At 72.4% G+C, this 17,617-nt stretch carries 14 protein-coding genes and 1 pseudogene; 8 read left to right on the top strand and 7 right to left on the bottom strand.

Annotation, left to right across the window (positions count from 1 at the left end; translation table 11 throughout):
- The 5 genes and pseudogenes from AB0F81_RS28410 to AB0F81_RS28390 form a co-directional block, all read right to left on the bottom strand.
- Window positions 1-257, bottom strand: a pseudogene (locus AB0F81_RS28410) (hypothetical protein); the annotation flags it as partial.
- Window positions 254-673, bottom strand: coding sequence for a phage holin family protein (locus AB0F81_RS28405; RefSeq protein ID WP_360202059.1), 420 nt, complete (start codon window positions 671-673; stop codon window positions 254-256). The gene AB0F81_RS28405 and the pseudogene AB0F81_RS28410, both read right to left, overlap by 4 nt.
- Before the next feature lie 93 nt (window positions 674-766).
- The gene (locus AB0F81_RS28400; RefSeq protein ID WP_360202057.1) at window positions 767-1,534 is read right to left on the bottom strand and encodes an inositol monophosphatase family protein; all 768 of its coding nucleotides are present in this window, start codon (window positions 1,532-1,534) and stop codon (window positions 767-769) included.
- A 67-nt stretch (window positions 1,535-1,601) separates the two neighbouring features.
- A complete protein-coding gene (locus AB0F81_RS28395) occupies window positions 1,602-2,264 on the bottom strand; it encodes a response regulator transcription factor (RefSeq protein WP_360202056.1) in 663 nt (220 codons plus the stop codon).
- Window positions 2,261-3,394, bottom strand: coding sequence for a sensor histidine kinase (locus AB0F81_RS28390; RefSeq protein WP_360202054.1), 1,134 nt, complete (start codon window positions 3,392-3,394; stop codon window positions 2,261-2,263). Before AB0F81_RS28390 ends, AB0F81_RS28395 begins: the two co-directional genes overlap by 4 nt.
- A 204-nt stretch (window positions 3,395-3,598) precedes the next feature.
- Between AB0F81_RS28390 and AB0F81_RS28385 the strand changes: the two genes are divergently transcribed.
- The 3 genes from AB0F81_RS28385 (at window position 3,599) to AB0F81_RS28375 (ending at window position 8,880) form a co-directional block, all read left to right on the top strand.
- Window positions 3,599-4,252, top strand: a complete 654-nt coding sequence (locus AB0F81_RS28385) for an ABC transporter ATP-binding protein (protein ID WP_360202053.1) — start codon at window positions 3,599-3,601, stop codon at window positions 4,250-4,252.
- Window positions 4,246-6,576 carry an ABC transporter permease gene (locus AB0F81_RS28380; RefSeq protein WP_360202051.1) on the top strand — a complete coding sequence of 777 codons (2,331 nt, stop codon included), beginning with the start codon at window positions 4,246-4,248 and terminating at the stop codon, window positions 6,574-6,576. Before AB0F81_RS28385 ends, AB0F81_RS28380 begins: the two co-directional genes overlap by 7 nt.
- Window positions 6,577-6,975: 399 nt before the next feature.
- On the top strand, window positions 6,976-8,880 hold the full coding sequence (locus tag AB0F81_RS28375; RefSeq protein WP_360202049.1) for a protein kinase: 1,905 nt from the start codon (window positions 6,976-6,978) through the stop codon (window positions 8,878-8,880).
- A 1-nt stretch (window position 8,881) separates the two neighbouring features.
- Here the strand turns inward: AB0F81_RS28375 and AB0F81_RS28370 are convergent, their stop codons facing one another.
- Entirely contained in the window at window positions 8,882-9,127 is a 246-nt protein-coding gene (locus AB0F81_RS28370; RefSeq protein WP_360202063.1) for a Uma2 family endonuclease, read from the bottom strand.
- A gap of 208 nt (window positions 9,128-9,335) precedes the next feature.
- On the bottom strand, window positions 9,336-10,667 hold the full coding sequence (locus AB0F81_RS28365; RefSeq protein ID WP_360202047.1) for an aminotransferase class I/II-fold pyridoxal phosphate-dependent enzyme: 1,332 nt from the start codon (window positions 10,665-10,667) through the stop codon (window positions 9,336-9,338).
- Between the two features lie 59 nt (window positions 10,668-10,726).
- Here AB0F81_RS28365 and AB0F81_RS28360 point away from each other — a divergent pair, with 59 nt between their 5' ends.
- The 5 genes from AB0F81_RS28360 (at window position 10,727) to AB0F81_RS28340 (ending at window position 17,615) form a co-directional block, all read left to right on the top strand.
- Window positions 10,727-12,211: a CoA-acylating methylmalonate-semialdehyde dehydrogenase gene (locus tag AB0F81_RS28360; RefSeq protein ID WP_360202046.1), complete on the top strand. Its 1,485-nt coding sequence runs from the start codon at window positions 10,727-10,729 to the stop codon at window positions 12,209-12,211.
- An 11-nt stretch (window positions 12,212-12,222) separates the two neighbouring features.
- Window positions 12,223-13,560 (top strand): aspartate aminotransferase family protein, encoded by a 1,338-nt coding sequence (locus AB0F81_RS28355; RefSeq protein ID WP_360202044.1) that lies wholly within the window; start codon window positions 12,223-12,225, stop codon window positions 13,558-13,560.
- Window positions 13,561-13,716: 156 nt separating this feature from the next.
- Entirely contained in the window at window positions 13,717-15,153 is a 1,437-nt protein-coding gene (locus tag AB0F81_RS28350; RefSeq protein ID WP_360202042.1) for an aminobutyraldehyde dehydrogenase, read from the top strand.
- Between the two features lie 51 nt (window positions 15,154-15,204).
- The gene (locus AB0F81_RS28345; protein ID WP_360202041.1) at window positions 15,205-16,362 is read left to right on the top strand and encodes an ABC transporter ATP-binding protein; all 1,158 of its coding nucleotides are present in this window, start codon (window positions 15,205-15,207) and stop codon (window positions 16,360-16,362) included.
- Window positions 16,363-16,406: 44 nt separating this feature from the next.
- Window positions 16,407-17,615 (top strand): spermidine/putrescine ABC transporter substrate-binding protein, encoded by a 1,209-nt coding sequence (locus AB0F81_RS28340; protein ID WP_360202040.1) that lies wholly within the window; start codon window positions 16,407-16,409, stop codon window positions 17,613-17,615.
- The last annotated feature ends 2 nt before the right edge of the window (window positions 17,616-17,617 follow it).

Here is a 17,617-nt window from a genome sequence, read left to right as displayed (position 1 = left end):
GGTCCCGGCTTGGCGGGCGTGCTCTTCGCCGGCTCGTGCGCCGTGGCCGGCCCGGCCGCCTGGTCGCGGTTGGGCTTCGCCGGCGCGGGACCCGACTTGGTCTGGCCGCCGGGCCCGGGACGGGCGTCGCTGCGGTTGCGGCCCGGTGGTGCCGGTTTCGCCTCGGTGCGGCCCTGGGCCGCACCCGCGCGTTCCCGGTGCTGCGGCGCCGGGCCGGGCTTCGGTGTGCCGGTGTTGCTCTTCGGCGAGGCGCTCACGAGTGCCTCCCGTGGCGGGCCGCGGTCATCAGGGCGTCCACGTCACGGCGGCCGCTGGCCATCGCGGCCTCCGGCGCCGGCGGGACCGCCTGCTGCACCTCCTTCTTGCCGATCACGGCGGCGATGCCGGCGGCGGCGAACAGCAGCGCCGTCACGATGAGCGCGGCCGCCCACACCGGCATGACCAGCGCGAGAGCGGCGCCGATGGTCACGAACAGGGCGCCCAGCCCGTACATGGCGATCACGCCTGCCCCGCCGAGCAGCCCTGCGCCCTTGCCGGCCTTCTTGCCCTTCTCCGTCATCTCGATCCGGGCCAGGGCCAGTTCGTCGCGAACGAGCGTGCTCACCTGTTCGCTGAGCCGGGTCACCAGCTGCGCGGTGGAGTCCTGGTCGGTTCGTGCGTCTGTGTGGGTCATCGTCCCTCCGTCCTGCACGGTTGTCCGCAGACGAGGTACCCCTGCTAAACCTGACTAATCGCGCGAATGCCCCGCGCTTGGGGGCGCGGTCGTTCAGGCGGTCACGATCGCCCGCAGGGCGGCGTGGGTCTGCTCGTCGGCGGCGACCAGCAGCCCGCCGGCCCCGGTGTGCAGCGGCTGGCCCTCGATCCCGGTCACCACGCAGCCGGCCGCCCGGCACACCGCGATCCCGCTCGAGAAGTGCACGCTGTCCCGCAGATCGCCGTACGTGACGTAGGCGGCCCGCCGCCCGTCCGCCACCCAGAGCAGGGCGAGCGTCGTGGAGAGCACCCGCGGCCGGAAGCGCTCGGTGAAGGCCGGCGAGGCCAGCAGCAGCGCCGGATGGCGGGGGAACGGCGGGTCCAGGTTCACGTCGACCAGCGCCGACGCGGCCGACGGCAGTGCCGGGAGGTCCACGCCGTCGCGCCGCACCCGGGCGGCGACGCCGTCGGTCCAGTAGATCTCGCCGGCGAACGGGTCCGCCGACGCGGCAACCGTGACGTCGTCACCGTCTTTCAGGGCGACGTTGACGGCGACCAGCGGGGTGCGCACGGCGAAGTTCAGGGTGCCGCAGAGCGGATCCACCAGCCAGCGCCGCGCGGAACCGGCGGCGCCCTGCGCACCGCTCTCCTCGCCGGTGACCGCATCCTGCGGCCGGTGCTCGCGCAACACCGCGAGGACCGCCTGCTCCGCGGCCAGGTCCGCCTCGGTGGCGAAGTCGCCGCCACCCTTGTCGAATCGGGCCAGCTCTGATCCGTACCTCTGCTGAACGGCCGCGGCGCCTGCCGCCGCGGCTTTGATCGCAACCTGGTGATCTTGCATGTCCGGCACGCTAGCGGCCGCGGTCGAGCCGCGCGGCTCACGCCCGACCCGCAGGCAAAAAGAGCGCTCACCGGGCCGGTGTGACCAGGCCGCTCTCGTAGGCGGCGATCACCAGCTGAGCCCGATCCCGAGCCTGCAACTTGGCGAGCAGGCGGCCGATGTGCGTCTTCACCGTGGCCAGGCTCAGGTGCAGGTGCTCGGCGATCTCCGTGTTGGACAGGCCACCGGCGACCAGCGTCAGCACCTCCCGCTCCCGCTCGGTGACGTGCTCCAACCCGGTCGCCGGCCGCTCGCCCGGCTCGGGCAGCGCGGCGAAATGCGTGATCAGCCGGCGGGTGATGCCCGGCGCGAGCAGGGCCTCGCCGCCGGCCACCACCCGCACGGCCGTGACCAGGTCGGCCGGGACCACGTCCTTGAGCAGGAAACCGCTGGCGCCCGCCCGCAGGGCGGCGAACACATATTCGTCGTAGTCGAAGGTGGTCAGGATCAGCACCCGGGCCGGCGACGCCCGGTCGGAACCGCAGATCCGGCGGGTCGCCTCGATGCCGTCCATGCCGGGCATGCGGATGTCCATCAGCACCACGTCCGGCTGCTCCCGCCCGGTCAGGGCGACCGCCTCGGCGCCGTCGCCCGCCTCGCCGACCACCTGCAGACCCGGGGTGGTCTCGATGAGCAGCCGGAAGCTGGCCCGCAGCAGCGCCTGGTCGTCGGCGATCAGCACCCGGATCATGACACCGGACCGTACGGCAGGACGGCGACCACCGCGAAGCCCCCACCGGAGCGCGGCCCCGCGCTGAACGTGCCACCGTGCGCCGCCACCCGCTCGCGCATCCCGGCCAGCCCCGTCCCGTCGGCGGACGGCGGCGGCCGCCGGGTGCCGTCGTCGGTGACCTCGATGCGCAGCCGGTCGCCGCTGCTCTCCACCTCCACCCGGCACGCGGCCGGCGCGGCGTGCCGCACCACGTTGGTCAACGATTCCTGCACGATCCGGTACGCCGCCAGCGCCACCGGCTCCGGCAGGTCGGTGCCGCCGCGCACGTCGAGGCGCACGCGCACCCCGGCGGACTCGGCCCGGTCGGCGAGCCCGCTCAGGTCGCTCAACGTCGGCGGCACCCCGTAGTCGGGCTCGGTGCGCAGCGCGCCGACCGTGCGGCGCAGCTCGGCCAGGGCGCTGCGGCTCTCCGACTCGATCACCTCGAGGGCCGCGGTCGCCTCCTCCGGCCGCTGCCGGGCGACGTGGTTGGCGACCGCCGCCTTCACCGCGATCAGGCTGAGGCTGTGCCCGACCGCGTCGTGCATCTCCCGGGCGATCCGCAGCCGCTCCTCGGCCACCGCCCGCGCCGTGCTCTGCGCCGCGGTCTGCTCGGCGTGCCGGCGCCGCTCCCGCAGCGTCCAGCCGATCGCCCAGCTCGCCCCGCACACCAGCGCGCCGAACGCCACCCCGGCCGGGCCGGGCGCGTCGGCCGTGCCACCGCCGAACGACAGGCCGATCACCAGCGGCACCGACGCCACCAGCGCGAACGCCGCGCCACGGCGGCCGGGAACCTGCCGGCCGACGGTGTGGAGCGCGACGCCGACGGAGAGCATCAGGGCGGGCGACGCGAAGTCCGGAACGATCCCGGCGAGCAGCACGGCGCCCGCGGCGGCCCCGACGACCAGCGCGGTCGCCCCCGGCCAGCGGCGCCGGACCACCAGCGGCACGCCGAGCGCCAGGGCGACCAGCACCGCCCGGCGGCCCGGGCCGCCGGTGTCGACGGCCGCGAACCAGGACAGCAGACCGGCGGACGCGGCCACGATCAGATCGATCGCCCGCCGCGGCGCCGGGCCGAGACGCTGGACCAGCAGCGAGGGTACGGGCACCGGCCGAGCGTATCGACGAACACTCCCGTGCACCTCCACCCACGGGCCGTCAGACCAGGGGCTGACGCGCCGCGTACCGAACCCGCCCGGAGCGCGACGACATCGCGGCGGCGTTTCGCGAATCTCGACGCATGACAGTCGTGCTGGACGAGATCGCGAAAACCTACGACGGGGGGCGCCGGGCCGGTGGCCGCCCTGAACGGCGTGAGCACCCGGTTCGCCGAGGGCACCTTCACCGCGGTGATGGGCCCCTCCGGCTCCGGGAAGTCGACGCTGCTGCACTGCGCCGCCGGGCTGGAACCGGTCACCACCGGCAGCGTGACCATCGCCGGCACCCGGCTCGGCGACCTGGACGAGACCGCCCTGACCCGCCTGCGCCGCGACCGCGTCGGCTTCGTCTTCCAGGACTTCAACCTGGTGTCGTCGCTGACCGCCGCGCAGAACGTGGCCCTGCCGGCCCGGCTCGCGGGACGCCGCGCCGACCAGGAGCGGGTGGTGGCCGCGCTGACCGAGGTCGGCCTGGCGGACCGGGCCGGCCACCGCCCCCGCGAGCTCTCCGGCGGCCAGCAGCAGCGGGTGGCGATCGCCCGCGCCCTGTTCAGCCGGCCGGACGTGCTCTTCGCCGACGAGCCGACCGGGGCACTGGACCGCGGCACATCCCACCAGATCCTCACCCTGCTGCGCGCCCTGGTCGACCGGCACGGCCGCACCGTGGTGATGGTGACCCACGACCCGGTGGCCGCCGCCGTCGCCGACCGGGTGGTGCTGCTGGTCGACGGGCGGATCACCGACGAGCTGACCGGGGTGGACGCGGCCGGCGTCGCCGACCGGATGACCTCGCTGGAGCGCGCATGCTGAGCCGCGACCGGATCGGCCAGTTCGTCGCGGTGCTGCTCGGCACGGTGCTGGTCACGACGTTCCTGCTGCTGTTGACGTCGGGCCGGCCGCGGGTGCCGGACCGGTTCGAGGGTTTCGCCGCGGTGGTGGCCGCGCCGGCGGCGGAGAACCGGCCGGACGAGTTCGCCGAACCGGTGCCGTGGTCCGCCGAGGCGGTGCGGACGCTGACCGCGCGGATCCGCGCGGTCCCCGGAGTCAGCGGTGTGGCGGTCGACCGGGAGTTCTATGCCCAGCCGGTCCGCGACGGCCGGCCGGTGGCCGGCAGCATCCGTGGGTACGCCTGGCACGGGACGAACCCGCCCGGCCCGGGGGAGGTGGTGACCGCCCGTGAACTCGGCTTCCCGGCCGGCGCGTCGATCACCGTGCTGACCGGCGCGGGGCCGGTGCAGTGGCGGGTCACCGGGCACACCGATCTGCCGGGTCTGCACGTGTCCGAGCGGGTGGCGGCGGGGCTGGCGCCCGGCGTACGCGCTCTCGGGATCTCCGGCGACCCGGAGCCGGCCGCGCTGGCCGCGGCCGTCGGCACCGCCGGGACCGTGCTGACCGGCGACGAACGCGGCCGGGCCGAGCCGCGCGCCGACGCCCGGGTCCGCTGGATCGGCATGCAGGTGCTCAGCGCCACCGCGGCGGTCGCCGGGTTCGCGTGCGTGTTCCTGGTCGCCTCGGCCTCGGCCCACCAGGTCAACCAGCGGCGGCGGGAGATCGGCATGCTGCGCGCGATCGGGGCGACCCCGCGTCAGGTGCGGTCCATGCTGCACCGGTCGGCGCTGCTGCTCGGGGTGCAGGCGGCGGTTGCCGGCGTACTCCTCGGGTCGCTGTCGGCGCTGCTGCTCGCGCCCCGGCTGGTGCGCGCCGGTCTGGAACCGGCCGGGTATGCCGTGCGCTGGCAGCCGTGGGTGCTCGCCGCCGCCTTCGCCGCGGGCCCGCTGGTGGCGCTCGCCGGCACCGCCGTGGCGGCCCGCCGGGTGTCCCGGATCGGCGCCCTGGAAGCGCTGCGCGTCGCCGAGATGGAACAAACCGCGATGAGCCGCGCCCGCTGGGCCGCGGGCCTGCTCGCCGCCGCCCTCGCGGTCGCCGCCGGCGTGGCCGCCGCGGCCTCCACCGACCTGTCCGACCTGGGTACGTATGCGCTGTTCGGTGCGATGGCACTGATCGCCGCCGCCGCCCTGCTCGCGCCCGCCGTGGTGCCCGCCCTGGTCCGGATCTTCCTGGCCCCGTTCTCCGGGATCATCGCCACGCTGGCCCGGGAGAGCGCGCGCACCGCGGTGCGCCGCACCGCCGCCACCGCCGCGCCGGTGCTGTTCACCGTGGCGTTCGCGGTGTTCGTGACCGGCACGGTGCAGACCTCGGCCGCCGCCTACGACGCCCGCCGCAGCGCCGCCGTGCCGGCCGAGACGGTCCTGGTGCCGGACGGAACGCCCGGCCTGCACGACGCCGTCGCCGGGCGGGCGCCGCTGGACACCACCGTCTACGTAGCGGGCAGCGCCGTCATGGCGATCGGCGCCGATGAGGTGCCGGCCGGCACCGCGCTGGCGTCCGAGCAGGCCGCCGCCCGCTATGGCCCGGCGGTCACCGTGACGTTCGCGGACGGCACGACCAGCAGCCTGCGCGTCACCGGCATCGCGCCGCCCGGCCCGTTCGCAGCCGACCTGGTGCTCTCCCGCGACACCGTGCGCGGCCATGATCCCTCCGCCCTGGCACCCGCGGCCTACCCAGCGCCGCCCGCCCCCGCCGGTACCTCCCCGGCGCCGTCCAGCCCTGTCGGTGCCCATCTGACGCCGTCCAGTCCCGCCGGTGCCTACCTGACGCCGCCCGGCCCGGCCGGTGCGTATCCGGCGCAGCCTGGCCCGGCTGGTCTTGGCGCGCGCCATGCCACGCCTGCGGACATGGCCCGGCAGGCCGACGCCGACGACGACCGGCTCATCGCGACGTTCACGATGCTGCTGTTGGCCGTCTCGGCCGGGGCAGGTGGGTTGGCGGTGGCGAACACGCTGCTGATGACCACCCGGTATCGCCGCCCCGACTACCGGGTGCTGCGCCGGGCCGGCGCGACCCGGCGGCAGGTGCTGCAGGCGGTTTCCCTGGAGACCACCCTCGCCGTGGCGATCGGATCGCTGCTCGGCGGGGGCGCGGGGCTGCTCGCGATCGCCGGCTCCGCCCGCTCGCTGGCCGCCCAGGTCGGCCAGGCGGTGCCGGTGCTGATCTCCTGGCCGGTCGCCGCCGCGACCGTGCTCGCCTGCCTGGCTCTCGCGCTCGGCGCGGCCCTGCCACCAGCCGCGAAGTAGGTCCGCCGCGCTCAGACCTCGAGTCCGGCCGGGTCCGCGGCAGCGAGCGGGTTGCAAGCCGTCGATCGAGGGCGGCACGACAAACCTTCTGCAGACTCGCGGGCCGGTTGATCACGGTTACCGAGAGGCCGAAAGTCGCAAGTCCGGGCTGCTTGCGCGGCCCGTCCTCACCGGCTCGCGGAGTGCTCGCGCTGACCACAGTGGCTGGTTGCGCAGTCCGGTGTGGCGGCCCGCAGCCTGCGATCAGTGGCTGGCGGCCCCGGCTTGCGATGAGCGACCCGCGGCCTGCAATGAGCGGCTGGCGGTTGCGGCCTGCGATAAGCGGCTTGCGGCCTGCGACCCGTGACCGGTGGCTCGTGGTGCGCGTTACGCGACGGGCGGGCGGGTATAACGGTGCCCATGCCCGATGCGACCGTGTTGCTAGCCGGAAGGTACCGGCTGGGCACGCTGCTGGGCCGCGGCGGCATGGGTGAGGTGCGGCTGGCCCGCGATGAAGTGCTGGAACGTGACGTCGCGGTCAAGGAGATCGACCAGCCGATCGCCGAGGACACCGGCGCCGCTGTGCGGCGCACGCTGCGGGAGGCGCGGGCTGCGGCGCGGCTCAGCCATCCCGGCGTGGTGCAGGTGTACGACGTGCTGCAACTCGAGGGCCGCACCTGGATCGTCATGGAGTACGTGCAGTCCCGCTCGCTGCGGCAGGTGATCGATGAGGACGGGCCGCTGGACGAGTACCGGGCGGCGCGGCTCGGCCTCGACCTGCTCGCTGCGCTGCGGGCCGCCCACCGGGTCGGTGTGCAGCACCGGGACGTGAAACCGGCCAACGTGCTGCTCGCCGACGACGGGCGGGTGCTGCTCAGCGACTTCGGTATCGCCGCGGTCGACGACGACGCGGTGATCAGCCGAGCCGACGTGGTGGTCGGGTCGCCGCAGTTCATGGCCCCGGAGCGGGCGCGGACCGGCGGCGGTGGGCCGGAGGCCGACCTGTGGTCGCTGGGCGCCACTCTCTACGCGGCGGTGGAGGGGCGGCCGCCGTTCCAGCGGGCGTCGACCATGGCGACGCTGGCGGCGCTCGCCACCGAGGAGCCGGACCCGCCGCGCAACGCCGACGAGCTCCGGCCGCTGCTCGACGGGCTGCTGCGCAAGGACCCGGCGGCCAGGCTCACCGCCGAGGACGCCGAGAGCATGCTGCGCGGCATCATCGCGGCCCTGGACACCCCGCAGATTCCGCAGCAGCGGTCGGCGCCCGAGACAGTCCCGGACGCTCCGCGGCAGCGGTCGGAGTCCGCGGCAGCAGTGGACGCGCCACGGGATCCGTGGCAGCGATCGGAGCCCGAAACAGTCCCGGACGCACCGCGGCAGCGGTCGGAGTCCGAAGCAGCAATGGACGGCTCACGGGATCCGCGGGAGCGGTCGGAGCCCGAGACAGCCCTGGACGACCGACGGGATCCGCGGCAGCGGCCGGAGCCCGGAGCGGCCCCGGTCACCCCGCGGGTTCCGCGGCAGCGATCGGCGCCGGTCGCCGTACCGTCGAAGGCCGGCAACGAGCCGGCGCCGGACGAGCCGAGCCGGACCAGGCGGGGGGTGATCGCCGGGGTGGGCGCGCTGGCGGCGTCGATCGCCGCGGCGGCCGCGCTGCTGGTGGTGGCGCCGTGGCGCGACGAACCCGAGGCGCAGCGTGACCGGCCCGCGGCCACCGGGTCGGCCGGCCCGCAGAACGCGGTGCGCCCGGAGGGGACGCCGACCACCGGGACGCAGCAGCCCCCGAACGCGGGGGCGGCGGCGACGACCACGCCGCCGGCGTCGTCCGCGGCGGTCTCGTCAGCTCCGGCGGCGGCGCCGAGCGGGGGAGCGGCCGGCGGCCGGCCGCCACTGCCGGCCGGGTGGCGCGACTACCGGGACGCGACCGGCTTCCAGGTGTACGTGCCGACCGGCTGGACCCGCTCGAAGGAGGGTTCGATCGTCTACTTCCGCGGCGACGGCCGGGTCCTCGGGATCGATCAGACCGACGACCCGAAGCCGGATCCGGTGGCGGACTGGCGCGGCCAGGCGGACTACCGCCGGTCGCGGGGTGACTTCCCGAACTACCGGGAGATCAAGATCGAGTCGGTGCGGTACTTCCGCACGGCGGCCGACTGGGAGTTCACCTTCACCCGTGGCGGGGTGCGGCAGCACGTCAACAACCGGGGTGTGGTGGTCTCCGACAACAAGGCCTACGGCTTCTACTGGCAGACCCGTGACGCGGAGTGGTCCGCCGCCCGCGACGACCTCCAGCTGGTCTTCGACAGCTTCCGCCCGGCGGCGTGATTCAGAGCCCGAGGAGAGCCCGGGCGTTGATCGAGATCGGGAACGGTTCGTCCAGGATCAGCGTCTGGCCGTCCTCGGCCACCGCATGAGCCGCATATTTGCCGGCCTCCAGGTGGAAGAGCCGAAGGGTGAGCGACTCGTAGTCAGTCATGTCCGGTTCGACCAGCAGATACCACTCGATCTTCGCCTCGGCGAACAGGTGCTTCTGGAGAACGCGGTCCGTAGTGGCGTTGCTGGGGGATGTGATCTCGACGGCGAGGAAGCACGTCGGCCGCGTCTGTCACGGTGACGACGCGGGGCCCTCGGGCGATGATGAGATCCGGCTGCACGATCGTTCCGGCTCTGACCCGGACGCGCATCTCCTGTCTGACTCGAAGGAAGAAGGGACGTGCGGCTGGGCGCAGCAGCATCAGAAGTTCAGCGCTGATGTCCTGGTGTGGTCCATTGGGTCGCGGTCAACGTGGAATTCCGGGCATTGCCGCACGCGCGGCCCGTGCCAGCTGCGCAGACACCTCCGCGTGGTCCTCGGCTACCAGGCCCACCGTCACCCTCAGGTGTGGCGTCGCGGCCGGGCCCACCGTGAAGGCCGTGCCGGCTGCCGCGCCGATGCCCGCGCTGGCCAGGCTCAGTAACGCCGCCTGTTCGTCGGCCACCGGCAGCCAGAGGTTGAGACCCTCGCCGGGCGGCAGGGGGATGCCCGCCGACGCCAGCCCGGACGTGATCAGATGACGCCGGCGGGCGTACTCGTCGCGGGCCGCGCGCACCGCCTTGATCGATGCCGGGTCGGTGAGCAGGCTGAGCAGCAGGTGCTGCAGCAGCCGGCTGGTCCAGCCCTGGCCGAGCAGCCGCCGCTCCAGGATCGGGTCGAGGACGGTGGCCGGCCCGCTGACCGCGGCCAGCCGCAGGTCCGGCCCGTGCGACTTGGAGAAGCTGCGCACGTGCACCACCTGCCGGGGCAGATGCGTGCCCAGGGAACAGAGCGGCCCCGATGCGAGATCACCCGCGGAGTCGTCCTCCACGACGTACGCCGAGGGGTGTTGCGCGAGCACCGCGGCGAGTGAGCCGGCGCGCGAGGCCGACCACGACGCGCCGGTGGGGTTGTGGGCGCGCGGCTGCAGGAAGACGGCCGCCGGCTGCCGTGCGAGCGCGGCGGCCAGCGCGCCGGGGAGCATGCCGAGCGCGTCGGTCTCCACTCCGATGACCTGGACGCCGAGCACTTCCAGCAGGTCCAGCAGGGGCGGGAAGCACGGGTTCTCCACGACCGCCCGGTCGCCGAGGCGCAGCAGCGCCGACGCCACCTGGTCGATCGCGTCCATCGCACCGTCGAAGATCGCCAGCCGCTCCGCGGGACAGGGCCACTGCTCGCGCAGGAGCGCTCCCAACTCGGGCAGGACCGGCTCGTCGAGGTAGCTGCTCGGGGCGGGGGAGAGGCCGTGCAACGCGGGGATGGGCGGCAGCAGTCTCGGGTCCGGGACGCCGGTGGACAGGTCGAGCCCGTATCCGGACGTCTGCCGCAGGGCCGCCCGGTAGCGGCCCGGCCCGCCCAGGCCCGGGGTGGCGACGACGGTGCCGCGCCGGCCGTCCGTACGGATGGTCCCGGCCCGCCGCAGCAACTGCCAGGCTGCGTTGACCGTGCTGGGCGAGAGGTGCAGTTCGGCCGCGACCGCGCGGACCGGTGGCAGCTTGCTGCCGCCGGGGAGGGCGCCGTCGCCGACCGCCCGGCTGACCGCCTCGGCGAGCCCGCGCGCGCTGGGGTCGGCGAGCCGTTCCCTGAGCACCTCGAACATTTTTGTGACAGTACAAGTAGAGCATTGTTCGGTCCATGGTCGTCACATAATCTCCGCTCATGAATCACATCGCGCACTGGATCGGCGGCGCGGAGCGCGCCGGCGAGTCCGGCCGGGTCGGCCCGGTCTTCAACCCCGCCACCGGTTCCCAGATCGCTTCGGTCGATCTGGCCTCGGCCGACGAGGTCGCGGCCGCGGTGGCCGTCGCCAAGGAAGCGGCGAAGCACTGGCGCGAGGCGTCGCTGTCGAAGCGGTCCGCCGTCCTCTTCAAGTTCCGCGAGCTGCTCGCCGCCAACGCCGGCGAGCTGGCGAAGATCGTCACCACCGAGCACGGCAAGGTGCTCGCCGACGCGGCCGGCGAGGTCGCCCGGGGCCTGGAGAACGTCGAGTTCGCCACCGGCATCCCGCACCTGATGAAGGGTTCCTTCTCCGAGCAGGCCGCCACCGGCGTCGACGTCTACTCGATCCGCCAGCCGCTCGGCGTGGTCGCCGGCATCACCCCGTTCAACTTCCCGGCGATGGTGCCGCTCTGGATGTGCGCCACCGCGATCGCCGCGGGCAACGCGTTCGTGCTCAAGCCCAGCGAGAAGGACCCGTCCGCCTCGCTCTTCCTGGCGCGGCTGTGGAAGGAGGCGGGCCTGCCGGACGGCGTCTTCACCGTCGTCCATGGTGACAAGGAGGCGGTCGACGCGCTCCTCACCCACCCGGACATCGCGGCGGTCAGCTTCGTCGGCTCCACCCCGATCGCCAAGTACATCTACGAGACCGGCACGGCGCACGGCAAGCGCGTGCAGGCGCTCGGCGGCGCGAAGAACCACATGATCGTCCTTCCGGACGCCGAGCTCGACGCGGCCGCCGACGCGGCGATCAGCGCGGGGTACGGCGCGGCCGGCGAGCGCTGCATGGCGATCTCCGTGGTGGTGGCCGTCGGTGACATCGCCGACCCGCTGGTCGAGGCGATCGCGGCGCGGCTCCCGAAGATCAAGATCGGTGACGGCGCCGACCCGGACTCCGAGATGGGACCGCTGATCAGCGCCCAGCACCGGGACAAGGTCGCCGGTTACATCGAGGCCGGCGCGTCCGAAGGCGCCAAGATCATCGCGGATGGCCGTGATATCTCCGAGAAGCCGGGCTTCTTCCTCGGCGCCACCCTGCTCGACAACGTGACCCCGTCGATGACGGTGTACACCGACGAGATCTTCGGCCCGGTGCTGAGCATCGTCCGTGTCGGCACCTACGCCGAGGCCGTCGAGCTGGTCAACAACAACGAGTACGGCAACGGCACCGCCATCTTCACCCGCGACGGCGGCGCCGCCCGCCAGTTCCAGTTCGACGTGAACGCCGGCATGGTCGGGGTGAACGTGCCGATCCCGGTCCCGGTCGCCTACTACTCGTTCGGCGGCTGGAAGGCCTCGCTCTTCGGCGACACCCACATGTACGGCCCGGACGGCATCCACTTCTTCACCCGCAGCAAGGTGGTCACCTCCCGCTGGCCCGACCCGGGAACCTCGGCGATCGACCTCGGCTTCCCGCAGACCCGGTGAGGATGTCTTCCGTGAGCGACTCGCAAGTGCGCGCCGACGACCGCGCCCACGTCTTCCACTCCTGGTCCGCCCAGGGCCTGATCAACCCGCTGCCCATCGAGAAAGCGCAGGGCAGCCATTTCTGGGACTACGAAGGCAGGAGATATCTGGACTTCGCCTCCCAGTTGGTGAACATCAACATCGGCCATCAGCACCCGCGGATGATCGAGGCGATCCAGGAGCAGGCCGCCAGGCTCTGCACCATCCAGCCGGCCTTCGCCAACGACAAGCGCGGCGAGGCGGCCCGGATGATCGCCGAGATCGCGCCCGGCCCGCTCAACAAGGTGTTCTTCACCAACGGCGGGGCCGAGGCCAACGAGAGCGCGATCCGGATGGCCCGGCTGCACACCGGCCGGCACAAGGTCCTCTCCACCTACCGCAGCTACCACGGCTCGACGGCCACCGCGATCACCGCGACCGGCGACCCGCGGCGCTGGCCGAACGAGCCGGTGGCGATCGGCGTGGTGCACTTCTGGGGGCCGTACCCGTACCGGTCGCCGTTCCACTCGGAGACGCTCGAGCAGGAGACCCAGCGGGCGCTGCAGCACCTGCGCGACACCATCGTCTTCGAGGGCCCGGCCACGATCGCCGCGGTGCTGCTGGAGACCGTGGTGGGCACCAACGGCATCCTGGTGCCGCCGCCGGGCTACCTGGCCGGGGTGCGGGAGATCTGCGACGAGTTCGGCATCGTCTTCATCGCCGACGAGGTGATGGCCGGTTTCGGCCGGTGCGGCGAGTGGTTCGCGGTCGACCGGTGGGGCGTCACCCCCGACCTGATCACCTTCGCCAAGGGCGTCAACTCCGGCTACCTGCCGCTGGGCGGGGTGGTGATCTCCGACGAGATCGCCGAGACCTTCCGGGAGCGGCCGTTCCCCGGCGGGCTCACCTATTCCGGTCACCCGCTCGCCTGCGCGTCGGCGGTGGCGTCGATGCAGATCTTCAAGGAGGAGGGGATCATCGAGCACGCCCGCGCGCTCGGTGACGACGTGATCGGCCCGGGGCTGACCGCGCTCGCCGAGAAGCATCCCAGCGTGGGTGAGGTTCGCGGCCTGGGTGTCTTCTGGGCGGTCGAGCTGGTCACCGACCGGTCGACCCGGGAGCCGTTCGTGCCGTTCAACGCGGCCGGCGCGGCCGCCGGGCCGATGAACGAGGTGGCCGCGGCCTGCAAGGAACGGGGCCTCTGGCCGTTCACCCATTTCAACCGGATCCACGTCGCCCCGCCGTGCACGACCACCGCGGACGAGGTCCGGGAAGGTCTGTCGATCCTGGACGAGGCGCTGACCGTCGCGGACCGCTTCTACACCGCCTGAAACCCCGGTTTTCGTCGTCTGGACGGTGTTCGATGTGCTGATTCCGTTTCAGGCTTGGAAATTACTTCGGATTCCCTTGCCCACACGCTCTCTCGTGTGACAACCTCCCCCCAGTTCGGGTGGAAACCCGACACCACGATCGGAAGGTCAATCCCTGTGAGCACCGCTGCATCCGTGCTACGCAACTTCGTCAACGGGTCGTATACCGACACCGAGGACGGGATCACCTCGCCGGTCGTCGACCCCAGCACCGGGGAGACCTACGCGCACGCGCCGGTCTCCTCGGGGCGGGACGTCGAGGCGGCGGTGGCGGCCGCCGCCGAGGGGTTCGAGGTCTGGCGGGACAGCACCCCGGCCGAGCGGCAGCGGGCGCTGCTGCGCATCGCCGACGCCGTCGAGGCGCGCGGCGAGGAGCTGGTCGAGGCCGAGTGCCGCAACACCGGCAAGCCGGTCGAGGCCACCCGCTCCGAGGAGCTCGGCCCGCTCCTCGACGAGCTGCGCTTCTTCGCCGGCGCGGCACGCATCCTGGAGGGCAAGTCCGCGGGGGAGTACCTGCGGGATCACACTTCTTTCGTACGTCGTGAGCCGATCGGCGTGTGCGCACAGATCACCCCGTGGAACTATCCGATGGTGATGGGGGTCTGGAAGTTCGCGCCCGCCATCGCGGCCGGCAACTCGGTCGTGCTCAAGCCGTCGGACACCACCCCGGTCAGCAGCCTGCTGATGGCCGAGATCGCGGCCGAGTTCCTGCCGCCGGGCGTGCTCAACGTGGTCTGCGGCGACCGGGACACCGGCCGCTCGCTGGTCGCGCACCCGGTGCCGCAGCTGGTGTCGATCACCGGCTCCACCCGGGCCGGGATGGAGGTGGCCGCGGCCGCCGCCCCCGACCTGAAGAAGGTGCACCTGGAGCTGGGCGGCAAGGCGCCGGTCGTGGTCTTCGACGACGTCGACATCGAGGCCACCGCGGCCGCGATCGCCGGCGCCGGCTACTTCAACGCCGGCCAGGACTGCACCGCCGCCACCCGGGTCCTGGTGCACGAACGGATCGCCGCCGACTTCACCGCCGCCCTGGCCGCGGCCGCCAAGAACACCCGGGTCGGCGCGCCGTCCGACGCGAGCGCCTACTTCGGCCCGGTCAACAACGCGAGCCAGCTCGACCGGGTCACCGGCTTCCTGGCCCGTACGCCGGATCACGCCGAGGTGGCAGCCGGCGGCAACCGGATCGGCGACCGGGGCTTCTTCTTCGAACCGACCGTGGTCACCGGCCTGCGCCAGCAGGACGAGATGATCCAGGACGAGATCTTCGGCCCGGTCATCACGGTCCAGAGTTTCACCGACGAGGACGCCGCGGTCCGCTGGGCCAACGACGTCCGCTACGGGCTCAGCGCCAGCGTCTGGACCCAGAACCACGGCCGGGCCATGCGGGTGTCCCGCCGCCTCGATTTCGGGGCGGTGTGGATCAACACGCACCTGCCGTTCGTCTCGGAGATGCCACACGGCGGATACGGTCACTCCGGCTACGGCAAGGACCTTTCGATGTACGGCTTCGAGGAGTACACCCGGATCAAGCACGTGATGAGTTTCAACGGCTGATCCGCCCGCGCCAGGCCCCTGTCAAAAGAGAATCCGCCTCAGAGGTGATAGATGACCACTTCTCCCCCGCACCACGCCGCGAGCGTGCGATCCGGAAACGGGCAGCACGCCGGGCACCCGGCGATCGAGTTCGTCGGCGTGCGCAAGGACTACCTGTCGCACGGTGAGGCGGTGCCCGCCGTCAAGAGCCTGGACCTGGCGATCGGGCAGGGGGAGTTCTTCTCGCTGCTCGGCCCCTCCGGGTGCGGCAAGACCACCACCATGCGGATGATCGCCGGCTTCGAGGAGCCGACCGCGGGCAAGGTCTTCCTCGACGGCCAGGACGTCACCGGGGTCACCCCGAACAAGCGTGACGTGAACATGGTGTTCCAGTCGTACGCGCTCTTCCCGCACCTGAACGTGCTGCAGAACGTGTCGTTCGGCCTGGAGCGCAAGAAGATCTCGAAGAGCGAGATCAAGCGCCGCGTCGGCGAGATGCTGGAGATCGTCTCGCTGACCGGCATGGAGAAGCGGCAGCCCAAGGAGATGTCCGGCGGCCAGCAGCAGCGGGTCGCGCTGGCCCGGGCGCTGGTCAACCACCCGCGGGCGCTGCTGCTCGACGAGCCGCTCGGCGCCCTCGACCTCAAGCTGCGCCAGCAGATGCAGGTGGAGCTCAAGCGCATCCAGCGCGAGGTCGGCATCACCTTCGTCTACGTGACCCACGACCAGGGCGAGGCCCTGACCATGTCGGACCGGATCGCGGTGATGAACGCCGGCCTGATCGACCAGCTCGGCTCACCCCGGGAGATCTACGAGCGGCCGGCGACCCGGTTCGTGGCCGGCTTCATCGGCACCTCCAACCTGATCGACGCCTCGGTCAGCTGGGTCGACGGCGGGGTGGCGGTCCTCGACGTGGCGCCCGGCGAGCGGGTGCTCGTCCCGGTCTCCGGCACGGTGCAGCCCGGTCACAGCATCGAGGTCTCGGTCCGTCCCGAGAAGATCGACCTGCACCGGACGATGCCGCACACCAACGCGGCCAGTGTCCTGTCCGGTGTGGTCACCGAGGTGGTGTACCACGGGACATCGACCAACTACACAGTGGCGACCTCCGCTGGATCAGACTTCGTGGTGTTCGACCAGAATGCTCACGATGCCGAGGACGTCGCCTCGCGCGGCGAGCGCGTCTTCCTCAGTTGGGCCCCGCAGCACTCGTACCCGATCGGAGTCTGAAGTTGTTCCCCACCGCTAAGCCGGACCCCTCCCTCCTCCGGGGCATGACGCAGCGGCGGCTCGGCCGCCGCGACGCCCTGCGCCTCGGCGGGCTTTCGGCGATGGGTGCCTTCCTCGCCGCCTGCGGCGTGGAGGGCAAGGGCAAGCCGAGCGCCTCCACCGCTCCCGACGCCGTCGCCAAGTTCTGGGCCGGCAAGACCAAGAACGGCAAGCTGGACTTCGCCGGATGGCCGCTCTACATGGACCCGAAGAAGCCGGAGCTCAAGAAGTTCACCGAGCAGACCGGCATCGCGGTCAAGTACGACGAGGTCATCGAAGAGATGGGGCCGTGGTTCGCCAAGGTCCAGCCGCAGCTGTCCGCCGGGCAGTCGATCGGCTACGACCTCATGGTGATCACCAACGGCATGCAGTTCGGCCAGTTCCGCGACGCCGGCTTCCTGGCGCCGCTGGACCACTCCAAGCTGCCGAACTACGCCGCGAACGCCGCCAAGTCCTACGCCCAGTCGACCTACGACCCGGGCAACGTGTTCAGCATCCCGTGGGCCTCCGGCATCACCGGCATCGCCTACGACGAGTCGAAGACGAAGCGCCCGATCACCAAGCTCGCCGACCTCTGGGACCCGGCGTTCAAGGGCAAGGTCGGCATGATGAGCGACCTGCAGGAGCTGGGCAACTTCGGCCTGCTCGCGGCCGGCCTCGACCCGGCCAAGTCGGAGGAGGCGGACTGGAAGAAGGCGGCGGCCAAGCTGCAGGAGCAGAAGGACGCCGGCATCGTCCGCAACTACTACGACCAGAGCTACGTCGACGCGCTCGGCAAGGGCGAGGTCTGGCTCACCCAGGCCTGGTCCGGTGACATCTTCCAGAAGAACGTCTCCGACGGCACGAACTTCAAGTTCGTGATCCCGGAGGAGGGCGGCACCATCTGGACCGACAACATGACCATCCCGATCACCGCCGCCAACCCGGTCGACGCGATCATGTTGATGGACTTCTTCTACGAGGTGGAGAACGCCGCCACCCTCGCCGAGTACATCAACTACGTGTGCCCGGTGCCGGCCGCGCAGGCCGCGATGCGCAAGCACGCCGCCGCGCTGACCGGCGAGGACAAGGAGTACCTGGAGTCGGTCGCGGAGAGCCCGCTGGTCTTCCCGGGCGAGGCCGACTACGCCAAGCTGCACTACTACGTCGGGTTCAACACCGCCGAGGAGCAGCAGGACTTCACCAAGGTGTTCGACCCGATCGTACTGGGCTGAGG

This window comes from Actinoplanes sp. NPDC024001, from assembly GCF_040638955.1.
Taxonomy (GTDB): Bacteria; Actinomycetota; Actinomycetes; order Mycobacteriales; family Micromonosporaceae; genus Actinoplanes.
Note: the sequence above shows the minus strand (reverse complement) of the source record. Positions and strands in the feature narration are given on the sequence as shown.